Source organism: Haloplanus litoreus, assembly GCF_045690335.1.
Classification (GTDB): domain Archaea; phylum Halobacteriota; class Halobacteria; order Halobacteriales; family Haloferacaceae; genus Haloplanus; species Haloplanus litoreus.
Window position 1 is genome coordinate 76276 of sequence record NZ_CP147876.1, and the last position, 17261, is coordinate 93536.

Annotated in this window: 10 protein-coding genes; 8 read left to right on the forward strand and 2 right to left on the reverse strand. The window is 54.4% G+C overall.

Annotated features, from left to right (window positions below):
* Positions 1-65 precede the first annotated feature (65 nt).
* Positions 66-1772, reverse strand: a complete 1707-nt coding sequence (locus V8686_RS18130; RefSeq protein ID WP_340696189.1) for a DUF4143 domain-containing protein — start codon at positions 1770-1772, stop codon at positions 66-68.
* Positions 1773-2005: 233 nt separating this feature from the next.
* On the opposite strand from V8686_RS18130, the gene V8686_RS18135 reads away from it, so the two are divergent.
* From V8686_RS18135 to V8686_RS18145, 3 genes are read left to right on the forward strand one after another with little or no spacing between them, the layout of a single operon-like run.
* Entirely contained in the window at positions 2006-4078 is a 2073-nt protein-coding gene (locus V8686_RS18135) for a DNA helicase UvrD (protein WP_340696096.1), read from the forward strand.
* Positions 4026-4979, forward strand: a complete 954-nt coding sequence (locus tag V8686_RS18140) for a PD-(D/E)XK nuclease family protein (RefSeq protein WP_340696097.1) — start codon at positions 4026-4028, stop codon at positions 4977-4979. The genes V8686_RS18135 and V8686_RS18140 overlap by 53 nt, the downstream gene beginning before the upstream one ends.
* Positions 4976-8410 (forward strand): ATP-dependent helicase, encoded by a 3435-nt coding sequence (locus V8686_RS18145; protein ID WP_340696098.1) that lies wholly within the window; start codon positions 4976-4978, stop codon positions 8408-8410. Before V8686_RS18140 ends, V8686_RS18145 begins: the two co-directional genes overlap by 4 nt.
* On the opposite strand, the gene V8686_RS18150 is transcribed toward V8686_RS18145, so the two are convergent.
* Positions 8407-9534, reverse strand: coding sequence for a hypothetical protein (locus tag V8686_RS18150; protein ID WP_340696099.1), 1128 nt, complete (start codon positions 9532-9534; stop codon positions 8407-8409). The two genes, V8686_RS18145 and V8686_RS18150, sit on opposite strands and share 4 nt — an antisense overlap.
* A 275-nt stretch (positions 9535-9809) precedes the next feature.
* Here V8686_RS18150 and V8686_RS18155 point away from each other — a divergent pair, with 275 nt between their 5' ends.
* The 5 genes from V8686_RS18155 to V8686_RS18175 all read left to right on the forward strand — a co-directional run bounded on the left by V8686_RS18155 (position 9810) and on the right by V8686_RS18175 (position 17235).
* Positions 9810-11957 carry a phospholipase D-like domain-containing protein gene (locus V8686_RS18155; RefSeq protein WP_340696100.1) on the forward strand — a complete coding sequence of 716 codons (2148 nt, stop codon included), beginning with the start codon at positions 9810-9812 and terminating at the stop codon, positions 11955-11957.
* Positions 11958-12199: 242 nt separating this feature from the next.
* On the forward strand, positions 12200-12472 hold the full coding sequence (locus V8686_RS18160; RefSeq protein ID WP_340696101.1) for a hypothetical protein: 273 nt from the start codon (positions 12200-12202) through the stop codon (positions 12470-12472).
* Positions 12469-12960, forward strand: coding sequence for a hypothetical protein (locus tag V8686_RS18165; protein WP_340696102.1), 492 nt, complete (start codon positions 12469-12471; stop codon positions 12958-12960). The genes V8686_RS18160 and V8686_RS18165 overlap by 4 nt, the downstream gene beginning before the upstream one ends.
* Before the next feature lies 1 nt (position 12961).
* On the forward strand, positions 12962-14725 hold the full coding sequence (locus tag V8686_RS18170) for a HesA/MoeB/ThiF family protein (RefSeq protein ID WP_340696103.1): 1764 nt from the start codon (positions 12962-12964) through the stop codon (positions 14723-14725).
* Between the two features lie 50 nt (positions 14726-14775).
* On the forward strand, positions 14776-17235 hold the full coding sequence (locus V8686_RS18175; protein WP_340696104.1) for a DEAD/DEAH box helicase: 2460 nt from the start codon (positions 14776-14778) through the stop codon (positions 17233-17235).
* Positions 17236-17261: the final 26 nt, after the last annotated feature.

Genomic DNA, 17261 nt, shown 5'->3' on the forward strand with positions numbered 1-17261 from the left:
TTGCGGTGTTTCTGACCAGCCGTTGTAAAAATACCCGTTCGGTTCTGGGGTGGTACATCTCATAGTTAACAAATGAGGAGGAACAGCCAGTAGGGAATGTAACAGAGGTTGACGCCATCTCGCTCCACAACGAGTGAACCCGACTGCGTCACTTCCTTTGGCAGACTATCCGCAATGATGAACCTGTAGGGGGCTTCGTAATCGAGGTCAAGAAGCTCCTCACCGCCGGGTTTCGGGTGCTTCCCGACAGTAGGATCGAATTCTACTGCGATTTCATCAGCATTCCCTGCGTGTGGATGATAAGAGAGAACGAACGGGACAGTTACCCCATCCTCATTGTGGAGGATGTAGTCGACTGTCCCCGACTCAGTCTCGAAGTATTCGACCTGAGGGTCCTCGTCACCCGAGCCGCCAACCCTCCACGCCAGTCGCTTAGCATGGTCGAACGCGACGGTTCGAGCTAGCTTGTACTCGAACTCGTGATTGAGCGATTGCGTCTTCTCATAGGTCTCGAATCCGTGGTGTTCCTGACGTTGAGACAGAAGTACAACATGGCGCGGATTCCGGAGATAGAGTCGTGTACGGCGGTGGCGTTGAAGTGAGAAGTCGTGGGATTCCGAAACGGAGAGTCCGTCATCCAGGACGGATAGGTACGAATCGATAGTCCGCCGATCGACTTCCAGCTGATCGCTGATGTCCGTATATCGAAGCTCATTCCCAGCTTGGCTCGCAGCTAATGAAGCGATCCGATGGAGATTCTCTGGGCGTTGAATCGATTCATACTCTGCGAGTTCCTTGTAGAGATACAGGAGGAGGTGAGATCGGATGAGCTCGTTTTTGACCGGGGTTTCCGTAGCACGTAGGAAGATTCCACCTTTCTGCAGGTACTCACGAGCGGCCTCATACAGGCCATCTCGCTCAACGTCGGAGAAGGCTTCAAAGTAAAGCTGATTCAGCGACGCGACCGCGTCGTCCAAGTTTTCCGATTCCGACAAATTACTTCGGACATCCTTTATCAGCGCCTCACCGTCCATACTCCTGGTTTGATGCGACTCCACGCGAAGAGCAAAATCAGGGTCCGTCTCGAGTAACGCAGAGTCATCATATGCTCCCTGCTTGATGGTGTCGATGAACTTCATCGGCAGCATCGCACGAGGATAATTGATTTTGGCATCGCTTGAGTCCGAGGTCCCACGTAGGTCAACCTGCGATTCTACAATGCCGGTCAGCAATAGATAGGTATCATCATCTACGAGGTCTAGAAGAGCGCTCTGTTCATCTTCATCAAGTCGCAGAGCCCCGATATCGTCGAGGATGATGTACTTACGACCTCGACGTGGAGCGACGTGAGAACGGAAATAATCGATAACGTTTTCCAGTTTTTCCACAGCATTGCTCGAAGGTTCGAGATGGTAGAGAGAATCCTCAAGAGGGACATAGAGGATCTGGCGTGGATCAACGGACCCGACGATATCTAAATCCCGATGGCCGGGAGAGAAGTCAACGGTGTCTGAATCAAGGATTGCAGCGATGAATTGCTGAAGAAGCGTCGTTTTGCCGATTCCGGTCGGTCCGTAAATGGGATATACGAGACTCTCAGTACCGTCTTCTCGCTCGTCATCAATGGACTGCAGTACTTTGAGTAAGTCTGATCGTGGGTCTAGAGAAGCGGTTTGTTCTAACTCAGATAGTGAACCATTGCCTGTATCCCACCATTCGTTATGCCATTCAGCGTCTGCGATGAAATCAGAACCGTCAGATGGGTCTGTCATAGAGGAACTTGACCCCGGCATAGTATAAATATGTAGCATCCTGATGAGGCAATTTTCGGTTTTAGCGTAGCACCAACGTTCTTGTAGGTGGGCTGTGAGGATCCTCAATATGATATGTCCCCGTTTGGCTAGATTCGCTTTCGACTTACCCTATAAATCAGCAGCAGTCTCTCAGTCAAGGAGATTCTGGGCCAACCTCCGATCCACGAAGGAACAACTGGTGGTTGCGGGGGATGATAAGCGTGTCTGAGGTCCAGCATTTCGATGGGACGCTCATTACTGTTCCATTCGGGACTGGAGAGCCCAGATCAACAGTTACTGAGCAATATCAGGCCCTTCTCAAGGAATATAATCCAGAAGACATCCTTGTCATCACTGGATCTCCGGCGAGCATGGAGACGTTTCTGGAGGAACTCAAAGACATAGCACCCGGATCCGCTGTCCCACGTGTAACGTCCTTGGTCGTTCAAGCGACCGATGTCGTGAATCAGACCGATAACCGAGCGATTCTCTCAGACGCAATGCGTCGCGAGCTCGTCCATCGGTTCCTCGAAGAGCAAGAGTGGGACAGCGAGCATTTCAGGCGTGCAGCCAAGCAACCCTCCTTTCTGAGCGATATTGCCCAGCTCATGGAAACTGCCACATGGCAGGATATCTCCTTTGAGAAGACGCCCGAGCTAATCGAAGTCGCAGAGCTCGTGGAGGCATTCCACGACTGGCTCGACGAACACGACCACCTCGAACGCGGCCAGCTGATCACTGAGGCGAATGCTGCGCTGTCGGAGACCGAGAAACGAGATGACGTAGTCGATGTAGAGGCGATCCTCGCCGTCGAGTTTGAGGAGTTCCTACCGCTCGACCGTCGTTATCTCGCTACGGTAGCGGATGGGCTGGAACTCGTATGTGTAGCAGAAGAGAACGCAAGTGTTCGGCGTACATGGATCGAGCCGGGACCAATTACTGACTACGTCTCATTTTCGAGGAGAGAGTCTACTGCAAGGACAGCGCCCCCATCCCGACCGGCGGCGACAGGCGCATATCTAGCGACTGAAACCGTTCACGAAGATCCTGAGGTGGGAGAGGTGAACGTCATCCCGACAGAAACCGCCGACGAACAGATCAAGAAAGTCGCCGATGAAATCGAGCGGCTTCGAGATCGAGAGAACTGGGATTACGAGGAATTCGCCGTCGCACTGAAGCAGAGCGGTTCCGCAGTAATCGAGACTCTTCGTGCCTTCCAGCAGACAGGGGTTCCGACAGAGTCATCGACTGTTACAGGGTTCGGCGATGACCCCGCTATTCGAGAGCTACTGCAAGTCGTTCGCTATCTGGCGGCCGATGATGACGATGCTCGAACAGATCTGCTGGAAGCCTCGGTCTTAGACGAATCGATTCTGGCCTCTATCGAGCAGATGGAGGGCCTCTCGAGTCCGCTCAGACGGTGGGCGACCGAGTCAAACATGAAGGTTCGAATCGCTGAGGAGACGTCTCCACTGAACGTTCGTGCCCAATTTGGGAACGTTCGGCGGGCGTTCACGATGGCGGAGTTCGTAGAAGACACGCCGTTCATCGAAACGACCTGGGAGTCGTTCGCGACGATGCTTGAACGGGCCCACGAGTATGCCCCTCAACAGAACCAAACAAGTTCGACCGAACTTGACGGAGGTGTCCGAGTCGATCACTTACAGGCGATTAAAAACGGGTCCTTCCGAGCAGTCTTCTTGCTGGACATCGTCGACGAAGAGTATCCTGGAACTCCTTCCCTGACTCGGTTGTTTCCCCAAGAACGCCTCTCTGAGATGCCGGACTATCCGGGCGTAACACAGGTCGAGGCAGAAGATGTCACTGACACCTTCCCGACCTCCTCGACAGCGTCAAGCCGCTCGTTCCGACGTTACCATGCAGAGCACGCGCGACGGCGGCTCGCCATCGGAGCAACCGCTGCTGGCGACCGGCTGTATTTCTGTCTGTACAATCACAAAGACACCGCACTGGAAGAGCGTGCTCAGCCGTCGCGGTTTCTCACGGACGCATACCGGCAGTTGCCGTGGGTGAAAGAAGCGACAGAATCAGAGATCAGGAGCCAGCGAAGAGCGGAAGAATATCTGCTCTCTCGCGTCGACAACGCCCTTGCAGACGTCCGTCGCTCTCACAGCCAGGATGTGACGGTCTCTCTCGACGAGGTCGAAGCTGAGCTTTCGGAGATTCACCACCTCCTCAGTGAAAGCGGAACCCGTGGCGAGCAGCTTCGGGATGCGCTGCAAGCACGTATCGAGTTCGCCGCTGGAGGGGTTCGACGTGACTGACGTTACCTTCCTCTCACCGTCGCGCCTCGCGACCTACGCGGACTGCCAGCGGAAGTTCGATTATGAGTACGTACAGAAGGTCAACGCCCCAGAGAAGACACGGTTGTACCTGAACCAGGGGCGGGCCTATCACGGAACGATCGAGGTAGTCTGCGAAGCAACTAGCCCAGAAGATGACGCCCAGCTCATCTACGATCGGGCAGTAGAGGCATTCCCTGAGCAATGGAGAGAGCATATCTCTCCGGACGAGTACGCGTCAGACGCTCACCAGGAATACCAGCGCCTCGAAAATCTAGAGGCAATCAAGACCTTCTTTGACCCTGATGGTGGCCACGGCATCGATCACGCTCGTCAATCCGTTGCGACGGAGAAGTGGCTCGATTGCGTCGAGAACGGCCTCGGATTGCGTGGGAGAGCCGATAATATTCTCCGGACGGACGAAGGGATCCACGTCATCGATTACAAACGGAAGCTCAGGGACGTAATTACGTCCAATACTGCTAGCGTCCTTGAGGACCATCTAGACGGAACGGATCACGACCCGAAGAGAGTCAAGAACGTATTCCAGGCGGCCACATACATCGAGGGCGTCAAACAATCTGACCTCTACGAGGACGGGATGAATATTCGATTCAGTTTCTACGGTCTCCTGAATCACACGTCGTTCGAAAGTACACCAGACGGATATGAAATCTCTGTGCGAGGCTATCCACGCGATACCACGGACATCTACGAAGAGTATCATGACACGATATGGAATCTCCTACAACGTGCACACGAAGGGATCACGAGCGGCTCTCACGACCCAGATCCGTTCCCACTCATTCACGATGAGGCCTGTCCCGACTGCAAGTACCGAGAGATGTGCACAGAATCTCTCGCAGAGGGGGTGAAGCGATGAGCGACGACGTGCCTGATTGGCTCCCAACCATCGAGGACGATGAGGATCCGAAGCCACAGCAGCGGACGATTATCGAGTCGGAGCGGTATCCCATGCGGGTCCTCGCAGGTGCGGGGACCGGAAAGACGTTCACGATGGTCCGGAAAATCGAGAACCTCATTGACGAACACGGAGTTTCTCCGGATCGGATTCTCGCGTTGACCTTCACCAACAACGCCGCTGATTCGATGCGTGAGAAACTCAACGCAAAACTCGGACCCGCAGGGTATGACGTCGACGCGTATACGTACCACTCTATCTGCAACGAGATACTGACGGACTATGCCTATGATGCGGGATTAGATCCAGACTTCGAGATCGCAACGGATGCTGAAAAGTACGTCATCGTACTCGATGTCCTCGATGAAATCGACTACCGTTCCGTCAAACCCAACGTCTACGGCCCAGATTCATACGTGAGCGGCGTCGCATCGAAACTCCTCTCCTTTATCGGGTCGATGAAGCGAAGTGGGATTTCGCCCGCAGAGATTGAGGAATATCTCGGGTCACCGGAACAAGTCTATGAGCTCGATGCTGTGCCAGACCGTGTTGAGGAGATTGCAAGTGACCATCTTGGTGGTCGTTCAGTTTCGACCGTTCTCGACGGCATCCCCGATACACGAGCCGACCTCGTCGCAGAACGGGATACCCTCCGCGATGAAGGATTAGAGGCGAGCATCAAAGACTTCCTCGACCGACTCGTTGACATCTGTGACGCACTCGAAGTAGCGTTTGAGGAGCATGAGGCTGGTGAGCGGTCGCTTCCCGAGGATGCACACAAGCTGCCGAAATATCTCCTTGGAGGGTACAGTAGTGCTCCGAGCGGGATACCAAACGACCTGAAGCTCGAACTGACAGACTACCTCCGAGACGCTCTCGACGAGTGCAAAACTGCCCTGGATTTGAACGCAGGGTATGAGGCATACGAGCGAGAGCTCGACCGTCGAAATCTGCTTGACTTCGATGGTCTCGTGGTTAAGACAGTAGAGCTGCTCGAGACTGACGTCGGAGAGGGTCTGGGCGACCGATGGGACTACGTTTTCTGTGACGAGTTCCAGGACACTGATCGTCTCCAGTTCGATCTCATTACGTCCCTTGTCTCAGAGGATCGCCTATTTGTCGTGGGCGATGACGACCAAGCAATCTACGAATGGCGCGGCGCGAACGTCTCGAACATCACTGACGAACTCGACGACGTCTTCGGGCCCGATCTCGAAGACGAACCGCTAGAACAGAACTTCCGGTCACGTCAACCTATTCTCGACCTCGCAAACGAAGCACTAGAGCGATTGGCGGATCGGCGGAGTACCAAAACGCTCACGCGTGTCGACGAACCCGATTTCGACGGAGATACGGTCGCAGTCGTGGAGGAAGCCGACGACGAAGGCGACCGAGCTGAACAGTTGGTGACTGTCACCCGAAATCTTCTGAGTGGCGATTCAGAAGCACTAGACCGGGCATACGATCCAGGGGAGATAGCACTCCTCGTTCGGAATAATGACCACGCAACCCCAATTCTCGAAGAGTTCGACGAGGCAGGAATACCTTATCAGGTTGCGGGAGACCTCTCCACGGAATCAATCGGGGTCGGCACCGTCGTCGCCTATCTAAAGGCGCTGGCTCGTCCCGAAGAAGACGACGTAAGCTGGAACCGGGTACTGACGATGCGTTACCGTCTTACCGATGCTGATCTGCGTCGTGTCAATAGCCATGATGACGGTGCATATGCTGGGATATGCAACCAACCCCTCGAAGTATTCGATGAGCCCGACCGTATTCAGGAAGTACGAGAGCACATCTCCCGCCTCCTCAAACTACGTGAAACAGCCTCCCTCAGCCACCTTTACCGGGAACTCAAACGCCTGACCAACATCGACTGGTACCTCAGCGAACAAGAGCGTCGTGACCTAGCGCAGCTAGATGAGATTATCGACCAGTATGGAAACGACGCTGTACAGCCCCCTCTCACGCCGCAATTCATCGATTCGCTGCAGCATTATGACTCGCTCCTCGAGGAGAGCGGTTCGGCACCGACAAGTCAGCCAGAACTGGCCGACGACGCGGTCAACGTCATGACCATTCACAAGAGTAAGGGACTCGACTTTCCCGTGGTTCTGATGCCACGGTTGACCGCCGACGAGTGGGAACCAGGGTCCCGAACCTACGATACATTCGAGTCAGCACTGTCTGAAGGTCCAGAATCCGCGTTCGACAAAGATTTCGTCGCTCAAGATGCCAACGAGGCCCGCAGGATACTCCACGTGGGGATCACCCGCGCCGAAGAGATACTCGTACTCCACGGGAGCAGGGAAGAAGACGATACTGACGACGAAAGGCCCGTACACGATGCTGTCGAGAGCATCCTCCCAGAATCAGTTCCCTGGCGGCCAGGTAGCGGTCATCTCCCGATTTGGCGCAATTTACAGGACTGTCTTCCATCGGACCATGCTGACTGGACAGCCTCTCTCGCGAGCACAGTAGTTGGGGATGTCTCTGGACAAGTGACGTACGGCTCTGAGAAGCTCTCGGCATCAGATGGACGAGACCGCGTGATCACATTCGGAAACAAGCTCATAGAAGGCTCACTCGATAGAGTACCTGAGAACCGACGATTTTCAATTGACGCCCTGACTGGGCCAATGACCCCAAACCCGGCAGTCCAGCACAGTTACACCTCACTTGAGGCCTACGAGGAGTGCCCCCGACAGCACTTCCTGGACTACGTCGTCAATGGGTTCTCCGACTACCGTGAGAACGGCTATGGCGGAGACGGTATCTCACAGCGGATAGTCGGGCTTCTGTTTCATGATACCGCAGAGATCGCTGCGAAGGAACAAGCAGCAGAGCGAGCAGAATGGTACGGTATCTGTGAGCGGCTGGCCGGACAACGACGTGCTACGGATGAGTTACCAGCCGCGAAGGAATGCATCGACCGGTATTTCGACCTCAATCTAAGCGGCTGGGAAATCGTCGATGCCGAACGAGAGTTCCAGCTAGACGTTGATGGCCACGAACTCGTCGGGTTTATCGACGCTGTCTATCGGACTCCGGACGGTGAGTTGGTCGTCATCGACTACAAAGCCACCGAGCGTCACCGAGACATTGACGAGAACAAGCAGCTGCCACTGTACCTGCTCGCCTGTCGTGACCTCTACGTGGAACCGATTACCCGCGCGGGATACGCCTATGTCGGCGCTATCGGTCCAAAAGTCGAGACCCGTTCGTTCGATGAGGATGAACTAGATCCAGTGCGAGCAGCGGTGTCGACGACGATGGATCGAATCAAGGAGACATCGTTCAGCGGGTACGAGACTGGGGAGCATTGTCGGTGGTGCCAGCACAGTTCCCTTCCCTGCGGGGAAGAGTGGCGTCAAGAAGACGGAGGCCGCTAGTAGGTCATCGGGAATGACGGTTGACCGGTCGACCTCTCATCGTCAGCTATAGCGAACAAGGGATGGATGTCTGCGAGCGTATAGGTTTCGAGACACGCATACAGGTTCGAGGCTCGGTTGTCCTCTCCTGCTGCGCTAGCCGTTAGCCACGCCTCGCCGAAGTACGGAACGTCGCTGTTGAATACGGTGGGATCCGCAAGATCGTCAGACGGAGGGTCGCGGTCTTCCTCTCGCATGATCTCCCACTGGCTCTCGCGCCACGTCTGCGGTTCAAGCCCAGTTTCGTAATCCGTCCAGAGTGTCTTCGGTGCGGGCGATCCAACGTGTTCAGCCATATCCTCGAGTGAACCCTCCCCAAGCACCCGATTCTTTGCCGACGAAAGGTCGGCATGGTAGTACGACTCGAGTGCTGTACGTACATTCTCTGCTCGTCCAGGCTCACCGATTTCCGTAGCGGCCCGTTCCGCACGACCCACCAAGACTGGGAGGTCGAACCACGCGCCCCCGAAGGTGATGAGAACATCGACATCCCTCGTATCGAGCCATTTCACAACCGCCTCAATAGCATCGAGTTCCGCAGAAGCCGTCTCGTCTTCACGGAAGAGGACCTCAGCCTCAATCTCCTCGCTCGGACTAGCTCGGTATCCAACGCCGGTACAGAGTAGTTCCTGATGGTCTGGGTTCGGTGGTTCAAGTTCTCGCTCGGAAACAGTTGTAATCGTCTCGATGTCGAGTGCTGCAATAGCATCGGCTGCACCAAGGCGGCGAACGAGATCAGTCGTCTCTGAGGACGGCATCCCTGGACGGCCAGAGAGCTGGCTGACTTGCCGATCCCACTTCGCTTTGATACCGATGGTTCCTTGGTAAACGTCGGGGTTGACGTCGTCGAATTCATACCAGGAGCCTTCTTCAAAGGAGTAGTCGACGAGATCGCAGTCATCATCGTCGAAAACTGTGAGCTTCACGTGCGTCCCCAGTGCATCTGAACAGTGGACAAGCTGCGCCCACCAGTCGTGGTCCGGGGTGCGTTCGACCTTGTCTACCCGTAATGGGACTGTAAGACCGTACTCATCGTCCCTCTCTGCTGCGATGAGATTACTCGCTGTCAAGGTATCTGGCGCCATAGTAGCTCAACCAGTCTAGAGATATAACTACTTTTTGATGGCTGTATTTTCGCATTACTGTATTCGTAATGGTGTTAGTCGGAACATTTATCTCCTGACAGAGCATTGGTGGGCTCAAAGAAGATGGCCATGGCCACACCGATCGGCATTCAACCGACGATTGAGCCGAGATTACCGCGGGGGTGGTTCGAATCATCCGAACAACATTCAGAAAGTGGCCTAAATGAACAGCGGCCGGATTATAACCTAATGACAAATCCTCGACTCCAAATCCAATGAAGTTCGACATCCCCCTCGATACCAAAAGTATTGATCAAAGCCACGTCGAGATTTTCAAGAGCTGGCGGTCATTCTCCGACGTTTTCGATGGCGCAAAACGAATGCGTGTCGTCACCTATTGTGATTCCCCTGAGTTTATTCTTGATCTCTTCGAGGACCTGGACGACTTGGAGTCCTTGGAGGTGGTCGTCGGGGATGTATCCGATTACCGCGAGCGCCTCATCGATAAGCCTGATCTCGCAGATCGCCTCGAACAGCTCAGGAGTGAAGGCAAGCTCGTAATTTACCTCTGTGAGAACAAGGAGGTACACTCTAAGCTATATCTTATTGAGTACGACGACTCTGTCTTAGAAGGGGAAGCTGATGACAACGCTGAGGATCAGATGACCCTTGGCGGAGAGGCTCCAATTGAATCTGAACCTGAGGATACTGATGACGGTTCACCGGCGAAAGTCATCGTAGGCTCCCCGAATCTCTCTCGAAATGCATGGTCAAATCAGACGAACATGGGCGTCGTCTACGATACGAAGACGGACAGTGAGCTCTACGAAGAGTTTGAGGAGGTTTATCGCGATCACAGAGACTCGTACAATAGTGGTGGGCCCTTCCTGGAAGATCTCTCCGAACAACTCGAACTCTCGGACGATGACCGAGAAGAGGTAATCAAACTGTACACCGAAGGGCGTGTGGGTACACAAGACGAACTAGGTGAGGTTCACGGTCGTCTCGCAGACCATATCGATGCTGAAGTTGAGACGGTGGATCTCGCTCTCGATGGGGGTACAGATTCAGACTCGGAGCAGGAGTCAGAGGTGATAGAAGGCGAAGTAGAAGAGGACTCTACTGAGAATGATCCAGACTTGGAAGAAGCACCACAGGACCGCATAACTCTGTCACTCCGCGGGTACGAGGAGTCGACAGTTGATACGCTGTCGCAGATGACCGATTTCGATGCGACAGTGTCGAATGATACGTTGACTACGACGCCGGATGCTTTCCAGCGATACGCGGAGCAAGTGTTCGATGTTCCGACGATGCACCTGAACGAGGCCAAGGACGAGCTGAAGTTCCATTACGACGGTACGGTCTATCGTGTCACGCAGCCACCGTCTAATCCAGAGCGGGTCGACGAGGCACTCGCTGAAATTGAGGACTACTTTGCGACAGTGGACAACTATGGGAACTCCAACAATCCGACCGCAGTCAAGGCCCACATGTATGAAGCACTACTCTGGTTCTTCTGGGCGCCGTTCGCCAATCGACAGGCTCAGTTCTATCGTGAGCACGGGATTAACCTCGACAAGGCTCTCCCGTACCTCTACGTCTTTGGCGAGTCAAACGGAGGAAAAGGGACATTCTGTCGATTTGCCCTGTCTCTGATCAGTGGAAACCGTGTCGAAGCACCCGTCGACGCAGACGAAATTGGGAAGCGAAAAGTCCGGAATCTGCGTTCAGCACACACGTCGTTCCCCGTCGTCGTCGACGACATCACCAAGCAGAAGGTGAACTCGCTGGATACCCTTCGAAACTATTGGAGTGGATGGACCGGCGAAACGGCCTATCCGATGTTCGCCTTCATCTCTAACGATAAGCGCCCTGGAGAGTGGTTCCGTAACCGTGCTAAGATCCTCCGATTCGACGTGAATTTCATGACCTCACATCAGGGGGAAGCTGAAGTAAACCGTCTAATCGACACGGAGAACCCGATTTTCCAGTGGTTTGGGTACGAGTATCTCAACCGCGATCTCGAGCTGGGAACTGACTCTGACGCACTTCGGGAAGTGAGGGCGGCCATGCAGGACCTCTATGAGTATGCCGACCGTCCACTGCCAGACTACTTCCCAACTGAACCAGCTGAGCAAGCATATGACACTGGCAGAGAACGCTGGCGAAACCTCATCGATCGAGAGGATGTCGAAATTGCTAAGGATAGTGATACGCTACAGGTGACCTTCCCGGAGTCGATGAACTTTGAACTCCACGAGTACAAGCGCGACCCTCCGATGACGGTTCGAATTGAAAAGCGGGGGCTCGATTTGATCATCAAGACGCCGGACGAGTTCTTCGACTGGCTTGGGGAGACGACTACCGGCGATCCGCGAGAAGGATTCCTCTCACGCGCTCGTAGCCTTCTGAAGCGGTAACTCGGGAATTTGCATAGATCGGCGGACGCGATATGAGCTTCTCGTGGGACTCAACATTACTGAATACACCCTATGGATTGTTGTTTGGCCCTCGAGCTGGCGGATTTCGTGCACTGGGGAGTCAAATCCGATTGGTCTACACCATAGCATCCCCCCCAACGTAGAGATACAATTTTCAATTTAGCGTGTTTCGAATGTCGCTAGTGGCAAGATATAAGTCATCCCAGAATAGATGTAGTGGTATGGGAGCTGAAGACCAAGGGGAGGAGAACCGGACGTACCCGATCCACATCGGGAACGCGACGATCCAGTTCGACGACCCCGTTCAGACCGCAGAGACGATCATGATCGAAGCAGGGACAGACGAGGATAAAACCGGCCAGAAGTGGCTCTACGCTCTGGAAGGAAAGAACAAGCCCAAGGACACTCAGTTCGAGGACTCCGACACCGTCGACCTCAGTGACGAGAATCGGAAGTTCTTCCGAATTGTCCCGAAGGGGAGCGGTCGGTCGTGAGTGAAGGCGAAACGTCCACGGGCGAGATGGAAGGACCTTCCCCACCCGCCAAGATCGCAGAAGAGAATCTGAAACCTTCGTTTCAGAAGGCGCTTTCGGCCCTCCGAGAAAGACACACACCAGCAATCCCGGTCGGAAGACACGAAGGGGAAATTGCAGTCTGGCTTGGTGAGTTCGACTTCACTGTATATCAACACCCTTACACACCAGAACAAGCGGAAGTGTACATTTTCCTCCCTGAGAATTTCGTAAACAGCGATCCTCACTGGGTTGTAACCGTCCCGCCAATCGAACGTGCCGATCGGGAGGGATGGGAAGACAACAATCCGGCCCGTCGTGACCAAGACAAGTATCTTCAGAATGACTTGGGAGTCGATCAGGGAATTACCTTCAGCCTGAGGTGGTCACACCTGAATTTTAAGCCAGAAAAGCCGGAGCACGCCGTCCGTGCAATCGAAGTGATCGACGCAGGCTTCGAAACGGGGTAGCATGACAGGAGCGTACCGTGCCCGTGCAGTCGGTCAGAAGTCGCCACCCAGTCAGGCTGCAGAATTCCAGTTTGCGCTCAGTGAAGGGACATGGGAGACACTTGATGGATTCCTGAAGCCGCCCGAAGGCCACCATCTGCATGGTTTGCCCGAGCGAGGAGCAATCGGAATCATCACCCCGAGCACGGGAGACAGAAGAACGACGTACCTGTTACAGAAGGTCGTCGAACCGGGCCCGGGAGACGTCTACTTCGACGGCCAGCTAAAGTTCCACCCTGACTATACGCTACGGTCAATCAACGAGGCTGCAGAAGTGCCAGGAGCGGGTCTGATATTCATCCACACCCACCCAGGAAGCGGTGCGACTCCGTCTGTCCCCGACAAAATAGCTGATAAAGAAGAACTGTACGACATCGGTCTGAATCTCGGCTCGGAGGTCCCCCTCGCAGCGGGTATCGTGACAGATCGTCCTAACCCCGAGACTGGCCAACGCGAATGGTCGGTTCGGGCGTATGAGTTCGTCTATCCAAACTCATCAAAGGCTGAAGGGAAAAGACGTACCGGAGAGGAAACGGGTGAATTCACGCACGCAACAGCGGTCCGCGTTGTAGGCGAACGAATCAAAAAGCTCCCAACGATCAGGAACGCTACAGGGCCGGCTGGTACGGGCGGAGCGATCGACTCAGAAGCTCAGGATTCAACGGTAGAGCTCTGGGGGGAACGCGGTCAACAGACGCTTGCTGGCTTCCGCGTTGGAGTCGTAGGTCTCGGAGGCGTCGGTTCGCTCCTCGCCGAACAATTAGCACGTCTCGGCGTTGAAGAAACGGTCTTCGTCGACTTCGACTACCTCGAACGTGCGAACCTCAATCGGTCTTACGGCGCTACAGCTGATGATGTCGGTAAGCCGAAAGTTGAGGTGGCAAAGAAAGTCGCGGAGCGGTCGGCGACGAACCCGCGGTTCACCGCACAGGCAGAGTACGGAAGCGTAGTCGAGGAAGACGAGGAGTACGCTTGCCTTCCACAACTGCTCGACTGCGATGTCATCATCAACGCCGCCGACACGCATTGGGTTCGGTATCTTCTCGACGAGGTTTCGCATGCTCACCTCATTCCCGTTCTTGACGGGGGTACCGAGCTCATCCCGAATGACGATAAAGATGAACTCGACATCGGGTCTAGATCGCTCATCTCTGCTACGGGACCAGGTCATCCATGTCTTGAGTGTACTGGCCACTGGTTCCACGGAGATGAGGAAGAGGGCGTGATTCACGATAGAGAGCCAGATGCCGCTCGTGGGGCGGGATACGTCCAAGGCCTGGATGACGGTGAAGAACCGGCAGATGATGGCGAAGGTGACGAGCGGGCGCCCTCCGTCGCTACGAACAACGGGCTCGTGGCATCACTGTTGGCACTTCGTTTCCAAGCGCTTGCAGTAGGCATCACTTCGCAAGCTCTCGTTGGCAGTCAGGAGTACGATGCTCTCTTCGGCACGGTTGATTGGCAAGAAGATAGCAATAATGAAAAACGGATCACGTGCAAGGAGGGCTGCGATCGGAAAGAAGCACTCGCACGGGGAGATCACTACGAGTTGCCGACTGAGCCCGATCCGACGTTCCGCAAAGTCCTCGAAGAGCACAGGGAGGACGATCAGCAACAAAAGACCACCCCGGATGCTAAAGAGCAAACAGAGAGAAGCGTATTTCAGCGCTTTACAGCGTATGTCGGTCGTCTCGTGAACCGAAGTCCGAAGGAATCGTCTCAGTAGAGCGAAAATAGTCAACCACAATACCAGTTCACGTGAATCAAGAACCGTCCGTGGAGAAGACAATCGAGTGGCTTAGAGACCGTCCCTACTACGAGGGTCAAATCACCCATCAAGAGCGAACGTCAGGGGCCTCGGCTGAAACATCACCAATCGATCTTGATCCCCGGTTAGCGAGCGCACTTTCTCGTCACAATATCAACGAACTCTACCAACACCAAGCGGACGCAATCGAAGTCGTCCGAGACGGAGACAATGTCGTGCTCGCTACTCCGACGGCTAGCGGTAAGAGTCTCGCCTATACGGTTCCAGCACTCGAACGCGCTCTTGATCACCACGGTAAGACGCTCTATATCGCACCGATGAACGCTCTGATTAACGACCAAAGAGATACCATCTCCAAGATTGCTGCAGATCTTGAGGGAAGTCAGAGCGTCGACGTTGCGACATATACAGGACTACTAACGGACTCCGAGAAACGCGAAGTCTGGGCCCGCCAACCAGATGTTCTCTTGACCACTCCCGATATGATCCATAAAAGTTTGCTCCCATATTCTAAATCACCAAAACACTGGAAGTGGCTCTTCCAACAGCTCGAGACGGTCGTCGTCGACGAAGTACACGAGTTTCGAGGGATATTCGGAAGCCACGTCTCACTAATTTTCCGTCGTCTCTCGCGTTTGGCCGAGTACTATGATTCTACTCCTCAGTACATCTGCTGCTCCGCAACTATCGGGAATCCAATCGAACACGCAGCAGCAGTCACCGGAAAGCAACCTAGCCAGTTCTCACTAATCAACGATGATGCCAGTGCAACAGGCCCTCGCCAGTGGGTATTCTGGAATCCACCGCTAAGAGAAGACGAGGAACTGGAGGCAGAATCGGCGGCAGCCGACGGACTACCTTCAGATACAGAAGGCAATTCTGAAGCGAGTCCACCACCATCGAGTCCAGTTGAAGTTCCCCACCACAACGAGATTATAGGCGGAGAGCGCCGTTCCCATCACCCAGAAACAGTGCGGTTGTTCTGCGACCTTGTTCAACAAGGGTATCAAACGCTCGTCTTCACACGGGCCAGACAGGGAACCGAACAGTACGCAAACTGGTGCGATAGCAAACTTCGAAAGCGTGGTGAACACGAGCTAGCGGACCAGGTTACTGCATACCATTCAGCACTCCAGGACGAGCGTCGGACCACCATCGAGGCAGGGCTTCGCGATGGATCCATTCGAGGTGTCTGGAGTACGAACGCACTCGAGCTCGGCATCGACGTCGGCAGTCTTGACGTCGTTCTTCTTGACGGACATCCAGGAACGAGCATGAGCACATTCCAGCGTGCGGGGCGGGCAGGACGTGGAGAAAATCCGAGTCTCGTTGTCCTAGTAGCAAGCCCGAATCCATTAGACCAGTACTGCATGGCGAATCCGGATCTCCTGTTCGACGGCGATCCTGAACAAGCAGCAGTAAACCCCGCAAACACCCAAATACTAGATGACCACGTTTGCTGTGCGGCTCAAGAGCTGTTCCTGCGTACCAGTGATGAGACCTACTTCGGCGCTGAATATCCGGGGACTGTAGCATCTCTTGATGACGCGGACCAATTAGAGCGATTTAGCTCTCGAACCGGTTCCCGGTGGAAGTACATGGGGGAGGACAGCCCGCAACACACAATGGACATCCGCTCTATCGATGATCGGCAAATCGAACTTTATGATAGACTGCGTGATATGACACTTACCTCGCTACCGTTTGGCGATGCGCTTCGTGATGCGCACCCCGGTGCAATTTATCACCATCAAAAGGAGTCGTATCGTGTGACGGAGGCAGAATTCGATGCTGACCGTGTGCTCCTGAAGTCGGTGAATACGATGGGGTATACCCGTCCACTCACTGAGAAACGAATTACTATCGAAGAGGAACTCAAGACGGACGGTCTCGCCTCGGGTGAGACTGTTTCTGTTGGATTTGCGGATCTCACCGTCGCTGAAGAAGTGACGGGATACATGCTCTATGACCACCCATCAGATGAGGATGGCGTCGAGCGGGCTTTCGACGAGCCGCTTCCTGAACGGACAATTCGCACCCGTGGGCTCTATTTCACAATTCCGCCGCAGATCGAGCAGAACATCAAAGCTGCGAGTGATGAAGAGGACGGATTTCTCGCGAGTATTCACGCTCTGGAACATGCACTGATCTCTTTGTTCCCACTCGAGATTCTATGTGCTCGTCGCGACGTTGGTGGACTCTCGACCGAGTATCATCAGCACACTGGACGGAGCACGATTTTCGTCCACGATGGTCATCCGGGTGGAGTCGGACTTTCTCGAGAAGCGTTCGGGAAGCTGGAGAAAATGCTTGAGCGAACGTTGGAGATGCTCTCTAACTGTCCCTGTGAAGACGGATGTCCATCATGTGTTCACTCGCCGCAATGTGGGAATGCGAATCGGACGCTAAACAAGCAGCTCGCAATCCGTCTTCTGAAGCAACTGTTAGAGGTTCCTGTTCAGCCTTAGGGAAGACTATAGTCAGTCATTTCAGT

What these genes read in the sequence shown, in the direction of transcription:
- V8686_RS18130 (WP_340696189.1), bottom strand. Translation starts at nt 1,772, where the DNA reads ATGACAGACCCATCTGACGGTTCTGATTTCATCGCAGACGCTGAATGG.
- V8686_RS18135 (WP_340696096.1), top strand. Translation starts at nt 2,006, where the DNA reads ATGATAAGCGTGTCTGAGGTCCAGCATTTCGATGGGACGCTCATTACT.
- V8686_RS18140 (WP_340696097.1), top strand. Translation starts at nt 4,026, where the DNA reads ATGCGCTGCAAGCACGTATCGAGTTCGCCGCTGGAGGGGTTCGACGTG.
- V8686_RS18145 (WP_340696098.1), top strand. Translation starts at nt 4,976, where the DNA reads ATGAGCGACGACGTGCCTGATTGGCTCCCAACCATCGAGGACGATGAG.
- V8686_RS18150 (WP_340696099.1), bottom strand. Translation starts at nt 9,534, where the DNA reads ATGGCGCCAGATACCTTGACAGCGAGTAATCTCATCGCAGCAGAGAGG.
- V8686_RS18155 (WP_340696100.1), top strand. Translation starts at nt 9,810, where the DNA reads ATGAAGTTCGACATCCCCCTCGATACCAAAAGTATTGATCAAAGCCAC.
- V8686_RS18160 (WP_340696101.1), top strand. Translation starts at nt 12,200, where the DNA reads ATGGGAGCTGAAGACCAAGGGGAGGAGAACCGGACGTACCCGATCCAC.
- V8686_RS18170 (WP_340696103.1), top strand. Translation starts at nt 12,962, where the DNA reads ATGACAGGAGCGTACCGTGCCCGTGCAGTCGGTCAGAAGTCGCCACCC.